Origin of the sequence: Winogradskyella sp., from assembly GCF_013213835.1 — a bacterium.
Taxonomy (GTDB): domain Bacteria; phylum Bacteroidota; class Bacteroidia; order Flavobacteriales; family Flavobacteriaceae; genus Winogradskyella.
The window spans coordinates 1-6,395 of the sequence record NZ_JABSSU010000020.1 but is presented as its reverse complement, the minus strand read 5'-3'; the positions used below and the strand labels follow the sequence as shown (position 1 = coordinate 6,395).

Here is a 6,395-nt window from a genome sequence, read left to right as displayed (position 1 = left end):
CATCTACTTTAAGATGCATTGTCTGCGAAGCAGCGCAGATTGAAGTTCGCCTTTGGCGAATGTGTTATCATCGGTCTTGTATATGAAAAGTAGCTGACAAAATTGTACTATCCTTTCTGTAGTAAGGTAGCAAATAAATGGAAAAACGGTTCAAATTTTCGCAAGAACCGCTATTTTTTATATAGGTTGTTGGCTACAGTTTTTCTGATCTTATTGATATATTTGACTGACCCACTTGGTAATAACACCAATCTTGTCAAAGTATAGTAATGTGATTCCGATAGTATCAAAAAAACCGTGTATAAGTATTGGTAGCCATAAATTTTTACGATGTTTCATAAAAATGGCAGAAATCATCACTGACCAAAAAAAGACTGATGTCGCTCCACTAATACCTTGATAGATATGCCCTAAGGCAAAATATATGGATGTAATAATAGAAGCAAATAACCATGATTTTTTTGTGTCCCCCAAGAATTTGGCTAGCCATTTCATGTAAAAACCACGGTTTAGGAACTCTTCACCGAACGCAGCAAAGACCCACATCATTAACATTAAAATTAGATAGCTCGGGAAACTACCTTTAATATCATTGAACGAAGATAAATCAGTTTCACCAAAGATTGAATAAAGAATAGGACCGATAATTATGTAATCGGCAATGAATAGTATAAAAGTGTATTTCAAACTTTTATATAATGTATTCCAATTAAGCTTAGTGTCTAATCCAAACTTAGATCTGTCAAATTTACTTCTCCAAAAAATGAAGAATGCAATACCAATCCCGAAAAAGTAGACAAAGTTTCTGTCAATAAAGCCCAAAAGAGGTGCAATTAACATTATAAATACAACAATGTAAGGTTTGTTAAGTGTATTATAGATTTTAGTTTTCATAATTTATTTAATTTTTAACTCAAAGGTTTTTTGATTGTTTAAAAGCCTGATGTATTTATCATCCTTGATTAAAAGCCCTTCAGATTTTTTCTTTGGCCAATTATCTTTATAATCTTTGGGATGTTTCACATCTATAGCAAAGACTTTATTATTGTATAAAGATTTTACAGTCCACTGCGGTGTGTGACCTACTATTACTGCCTTTGCGTCAAACTTTTCTAAAGTGTTATCTATCTCATCTTGAGTTAACTCATTGTCAAAATATCCTCTATACCAACTCAGACCTTTTTTAGTTGAGAGTATTAATTGGTCGGAAGAATCCTCTGGTTTAGGAAAAAATGGTTTTCTATAATTTTCTCTTGCAACCTTATTGATGTCATCAAGAGAAATATCATATTTTACAATATCTGGATGAATCCCTCCGTGCGTAAATAGATTACCATTTATCATCTCAATAGTATTTTTTGAGGCCATCCATTTTCCAATAAATGAGCTATCATCATATAAATTGTGATGCTGTTTTCCCAGAATAGAGGCTACTCCGTAATATTTATAGGATGCAGATTTGTATTTACCTTGCATGTTGTAGAGTTCATGATTTCCAATAATGAAATGTACATGCCCTCCTTGTTCTTTTGCTTCTTGTTCTAATTTATATATGAACCATAACACCTGAGTTGTAGACATACCACGATCCACGAAATCACCAACTAGAACCAAGTGACCTTTACCAAAGGACCAGTTTAAATTCTCATCAACAACTTTATTATTAATTAAATAATCGCGAAATGTTTTATATCCACTTTCAATATCTGAAATGGCTATTATTTGTTCGCCGTCGTTATAAAATGTTTTAGGTGGTTCAAAGTTTGGATTGAGATTAATATCAAACTTGGTTTGGTCTAATGGAAAGTAACAATTGATGTTGGCTGAATTATTAAATTGATAGGCTTTAGTATCTAAATAAAAGCCTTCATGTTTATTTCCTCGGATGTAGTTAACGATAAAGGTACTGTCAGATTCAATGAAGACGTATGGACCTTCTCTATCTAGATTTAAGCCTAGATCATTTTGATTATAGTCAAAGGTCCCGTTCATTGCAATAATGACAGTAGCTCCAATTACTGCTAGAGTAAAGACCGTTCCAAAAATGTGTGCTAAATATCTAAAAATTCTTTTAGTCATATTGTTAAGTTTTAAGTTAAAAAGTTCGTTTTTTGATTAACGGTTGGGCAAACATATATGGCATTTACAAGTGAAAGAATTTTAAGTGATAAAATGGCAGTTTCTAGGTTCAAATGGATATAATGTCTACTGAATTCAGTTTGTCACTCGATACGCCAATTTCATCATGTGAATTAAAGGATTCGTAACTATTTACAGAAGATTTGTGAGGATCAACCTATATTTGAATTATGAAAAATATTTTAAAAGAGGGATTTAGGAATTTATTAAAGACAATTTTATTTTTTCTAGTATTAATTCCAATCCTAGTAATTGGTTATATTTTTTTTAGTAAAACAGATTCTGTAGAACTTAACCTATCAATTATTACGGTAGCGATAATAATTGTATGTTATTCAGTTCTATTGGTAATTGGTATCGTCTGGTTGGTCCAACAATTACGATCTGTATTAAGTATAAAGAATGAAATGCATAAAAGCGAAATATTACATTTACAAAGCCAAGTTAATCCTCACTTTTTTTTTAACATGCTTAATACTATTTATGGTACCATCGACAAAGATTCTGCACTAACAAAACAACTTGTATTGCGTTTGTCTGATTTAATGCGTTATAGTATTTATGAGGGTAATAAGCAAAAAGTGCTACTTAATGATGAAGTTGAATTTTTACAAAACTATATCTATTTACACACCATTAGGTATCATAAAGCTATTGATGTGAAATTTGACATTGACATTGATGACCCTAAGCTTGAAATAAATCCATTATTATTAATTATTTTATTGGAAAATGCATTTAAGCATGGAATTGAGAAATTACGAGAGAATGCGTTCATAAATGTCCAATTAAGAACTAAGAATGGGATGTTAGATTTTGGAATAGAAAACAATTTCGATGAAAACGATAGTGATGAAGATAACGGCTTAGGAATTTCGAACCTTAAACGAAGATTAGAGTTAGTTTACCCTGAAAGGTATAAACTTAATATTTATAAATCTAACTCAATTTATAAAACTTATTTAGAGATATTATTATGACGAGATATATTATTGTAGATGACGAGCACATTGCACATGATATCATTAAAGGGTATTGTGATTTATTACCTAATATGAAACTATTAAAGCATTGTTATGACGCTATTGAAGCCTTAGATTTCTTAAGAATTAATTCTGTAGATTTAATATTTTTAGATTTGAATATGCCTAAGTTGAGAGGGTTTGATTTTTTAAGAGCATTACAAAATCGACCCCAGGTTATCATTACTACAGCCTACAAAGAACATGCTTTAGAAGGTTTTGAGTTAGATGTTATAGATTATTTATTAAAACCTTTTAGTTTTGAGCGATTTCTTAGAGCTATTAATAAAACTACTAAATTACAAAGTAATTCTAGGCTAATAGAACTTTCTACTATTACCGAAGAACAGCATATTTTTTTATACAGTGATAAAAAGCATGTTCAAGTTAAATTAAAAGATATATTATTTATTGAAGCTGCTGGAAACTATTGTAAAGTAGTTTTAGATGAAGATAAAATACTTATTCGAGAAAAAATATCGAATATTTTAGAAACCATTCCTTCAGATAGATTTATTCAAGTTCATAAATCTTATGCAGTAGCGAAAGCTAATATTAAGGCTGTTGAAGGTAATAGAATTCTTATTAAAGATTATCAAATTCCTATTGGGAAACATTATAAAGGGAATGTTGTTGAGTTTTTAAAATTGTAGCCAACGGTCTCGTATAACCGTCAGTTACGGGTTAATATGCGTTAATATTCGGTTTGGTACTGACTTTAGCAATTCCGAGTGGATTCGGACGTAGTCGAATCCGTCGTAATTGCGGTTATACATTGTTGGCAACTGGCTTTTTTTATTCACGATTAAACACTTGGTTGTAATATTCATTCAACAATCCTTTTCCGCTATGTTTAGTTTTTAAAATCAGTTTTGATTCAGCACAAGCGTTTTTATATAAACTCTGTTCTTTCTCATTCAGACTCTTTGAACCCAAATAAACCATTTTATAAATCGGATTAGATTGTTCCAATTCAAACGCCTTTTTTAGCATTTCTTTCCCTTTAATTTCCAACTCTTCGTAGTCGCCAAATTCGTAAGGGAAAATTGAAATCGCATATCCAGCAATAAAATTAAATTCAGCTAATTCCGAGTATTTTTTCAGTCCGTTTTTTAATTCGGATTCCAATTCGGTTCGTAAGTCAATATCTTTTTTAAAAAGTCCGTTCACATCTTCAAGCATAGACCACAAAAAGAAGAAATAATATTTCCACGTTTCAAAATCCGCGTTGTTTTCCGAAATCAGGTTTCGATATTCAGAATATGCTTCATTATATTTTTCGGCAGATTCTAATTCAAATATTTGTTCCAGATTTTGATTCATTCGTGATTTTTTCAGCTTGTTGCCAACGGTCCGTATAACCGTCCGTTACGGGTTTAAGTTACTATTTTTCGATTAAGCACTGACGCTCGCAATTCCGAGTGGATTCGGACGTAGTCGAATCCGCCGTAATTGCGGTTATACATTGTTGTAAGTAGTCTTTTCCAATTAAAAGAAAAACCAAATTATCCATGATTAATTAGAACCATTTGACATCGTTTATTATTAATTTATGAACATGGATGAATAGATCAAATTATAGTCAATACTTAATCATTATTTAGCGGGGGTTACTAACTCTATTTTTTGTTGTTTTCCTCTGAGCGTAATATTACCAACGGACTTAAATTCTACATCTAGAAATTTTAGATCAATTTGTTTCATTAAATTATTAGATAGTAATATATCAGTGTTCATTTCGTTACAAAGTGATTGTATCCTAGAAGCCGTATTTAAAACATCGCCAGAATATACAATTTCTCTTTTTACAATTCCCATTTCACCAGTAATGACATGACCAAAATGTAACCCAGCTTTAAACAGAGGTTGAGTTCCGTAGGTTTCATGAAAATAAACGGACTTATCCTCTAGCAGTTCGATTATTTCATAATAGCAGCGGATACAATTTGCTCTATGAACCCCATTTTTTATCAACCAGCTAATTACTATTTCATCACCAACGTACTGGTAAATTTCCCCTTGTGTAACTAATATTCCAGGAGTTGCTATTCTAAAGGTGTCATTTAAGAAATTGAAATAGCGTTCTTCACCAAGCCGTTCAGCGATTGCAGTGGACGATTTTAAATCCATAAACATAAAGATGCGCTCTTCGCGTTTTGGTCTTAGGTATTTTCCTTTTAAAAAATTAACAAACGTAATTGGGCCGAATTTATCCCTAATGAATAAAAATAAAATAGTCAAAAACGTAATAACAAGCCAATAGATATAGTTCGTCAAAAAAACCAGATTAAATCCTTCTTTAAATTTAAGCGCAAGGACCTCTACATCCGTGGTTTGATTTGTGTTACTCAGCTTAATCATTCCTTGTTCTAAACTGAATAAAATAGAAAACAGCAAGGAGTAAAACAGCATAATGAAAAACATGGCTTTGAAGTAAGCCATTCTTCTCAGCCAACGCTCCCAAAGAAATACTATACTGGCTCCAACAAATAAACCTGCAACAAGAGTAATAAGAATACTCGATGCTAACTCTTCATTTAATTCTATAAAATCCGGATTGCTAGCATAGGTTTCAAAAAATCTAAATAATCGTATTAAAGTCCAGATTAAGGTTATCCATAAAACGGTTATTATTTTTCCTTTAATGCTATAATGAGAAAGTTTTTGTCTTATACCTACGAATATACTCATGGATGATTTTTAAGAAGCAAAAAAATTAAACGTCCAATGATAAAAATACTAATTTTAGAATTAGGGCATCACGCTACTTTTCGATATAGCATTGTTATTTTTTGATTTTTTTGACTTGTTACGTCCATTTATTTTAATTACTAGTTTTCTACGAAATCAACTACCTAAAACAAATAATGAGATGATCAAAAACCTTTAAATTAATTCATATTACTTACAACTAAAGGGTTAAACGTAGTTCTGATTAGAGAATGAAAAGATAATAAATTCCTTAGCAATAATTAGAGAAAATTACATACTATTAATCTCTAATTATTGATTGTCAATTAGCTTCGCATAGCGAAGTGTAAATTGTAGAATTTATTAGATTGGGAATTCGATGATCAGGGCCAAATTACTTTTAACCGACGATGTTGCACGTTTTGGCTCGAAGCCCGTTGAAGGCGATTGACTTTGGTAAAGCTGAAATAGTAATTTGGTTTAACCCTTTAGATGATAACACATCTACTTTAAGATGCATTGTCTGCGAAGCAGCGCAGATTG

Annotated in this window: 6 protein-coding genes; 2 read left to right on the top strand and 4 right to left on the bottom strand. The window is 31.3% G+C overall.

Annotation, left to right across the window (positions count from 1 at the left end):
- Positions 1–210 precede the first annotated feature (210 nt).
- Both HRU50_RS15915 and HRU50_RS15910 read right to left on the bottom strand, forming a co-directional pair.
- Positions 211–894 (bottom strand): type II CAAX endopeptidase family protein, encoded by a 684-nt coding sequence (locus tag HRU50_RS15915; RefSeq protein ID WP_296352297.1) that lies wholly within the window; start codon positions 892–894, stop codon positions 211–213.
- A 3-nt stretch (positions 895–897) separates the two neighbouring features.
- Positions 898–2,079 (bottom strand): metallophosphoesterase, encoded by a 1,182-nt coding sequence (locus tag HRU50_RS15910; protein ID WP_296352295.1) that lies wholly within the window; start codon positions 2,077–2,079, stop codon positions 898–900.
- 230 nt (positions 2,080–2,309) lie between these two features.
- Here HRU50_RS15910 and HRU50_RS15905 point away from each other — a divergent pair, with 230 nt between their 5' ends.
- Together HRU50_RS15905 and HRU50_RS15900 are read left to right on the top strand one after the other, a co-directional pair.
- Entirely contained in the window at positions 2,310–3,119 is an 810-nt protein-coding gene (locus HRU50_RS15905; RefSeq protein ID WP_366927387.1) for a histidine kinase, read from the top strand.
- Entirely contained in the window at positions 3,116–3,814 is a 699-nt protein-coding gene (locus tag HRU50_RS15900) for a LytTR family DNA-binding domain-containing protein (RefSeq protein ID WP_296352291.1), read from the top strand. Before HRU50_RS15905 ends, HRU50_RS15900 begins: the two co-directional genes overlap by 4 nt.
- A gap of 142 nt (positions 3,815–3,956) precedes the next feature.
- On the opposite strand, the gene HRU50_RS15895 is transcribed toward HRU50_RS15900, so the two are convergent.
- Positions 3,957–4,484, bottom strand: coding sequence for a hypothetical protein (locus HRU50_RS15895; RefSeq protein WP_296352290.1), 528 nt, complete (start codon positions 4,482–4,484; stop codon positions 3,957–3,959).
- Between the two features lie 273 nt (positions 4,485–4,757).
- A complete protein-coding gene (locus tag HRU50_RS15890) occupies positions 4,758–5,852 on the bottom strand; it encodes an adenylate/guanylate cyclase domain-containing protein (RefSeq protein WP_296352288.1) in 1,095 nt (364 codons plus the stop codon).
- Positions 5,853–6,395: the final 543 nt, after the last annotated feature.